Source organism: Oleiphilus sp. HI0128 (assembly GCF_001635365.1).
The window spans coordinates 1-982 of record NZ_LWGG01000394.1 but is presented as its reverse complement, the minus strand read 5'-3'; the positions used below and the strand labels follow the sequence as shown (position 1 = coordinate 982).

Below are 982 nucleotides of genomic sequence, written 5' to 3'. Positions count from 1 at the left end.
TAACGTCTGAGATTTCATAGCTAATGCTATCTAAGCCGTTGAAATCTGCATTAGGTGTATAGTTCAGTGTGCCATCGCCATTAATCACAACAGCACCATTTGACGCTGATGCAGAGCTAATGCTCAAACTATCTCCGTCGATATCACCATCATTCGCTAACACATTAATGGTGACAGACGTATCCTCCTGTGTTGCTGCCGCATCTGCAACAGCAACAGGCGCATCATTTTCAGGGTTCACTGTGACAGAGACTGACGAGGTCATGGTGCCACCGTTACCGTCTGAGATTTCATAGCTGATGCTATCTAAACCATTGAAATCTGCATTAGGCGAGTAGCTCAGCGTTCCATCGCCATTAATTACAACAGCACCACTTACCGCTGATGCAGAGCTAACGCTCAAACTATCACCATCGATATCGCTGTCATTCGCTAACACATCAATCGTGACTGACGTATCTTCCTGCGTTGCAGCCGTATCGAATACAGCAACAGGCGCATCGTTTTCGGGGTTAACCGTGACGAATACCGATGAGGCCGCGGTGCTACCGTTACCATCTGAGACTTCATAGCTGATGCTATCTAAACCGTTGAAATCTGCATTAGGTGTGTAGTTCAGCGTTCCATCACCATTGATGAGAACCGAACCATACGAGGCTGAAGCAGAGCTAATGCTCAGACTATCACCATCGATATCGCTGTCATTGGCTAACACATCAATGATAATGGAAGTATCTTCCTCGGTGTTTGCTGTATCCGCTAGAGCGGTAGGTTCGCTATTGCTCGAACTACTCTCGTCAGTCGCTAATGACTCAATATGATCGATTGAATGTGTGATATCCAAATCATCGAAATACACTACTACTTTTCGTTCCGGTGACTCATACCAGTCTTTAACGGTTATCTGATCAGACGTTCCGATAATAGAAACCACGAGGTCATTGCCTTGCTTTGCATAAGCCACATCCGACTCATTAACCTG

The 982-nt window shown here is 45.7% G+C and carries 1 protein-coding gene; it reads right to left on the bottom strand.

The window, feature by feature from the left end; genetic code table 11:
* On the bottom strand, nucleotides 1-982 hold a 982-nt coding region (locus A3763_RS04860), incomplete at both ends, for a tandem-95 repeat protein (protein ID WP_156494915.1).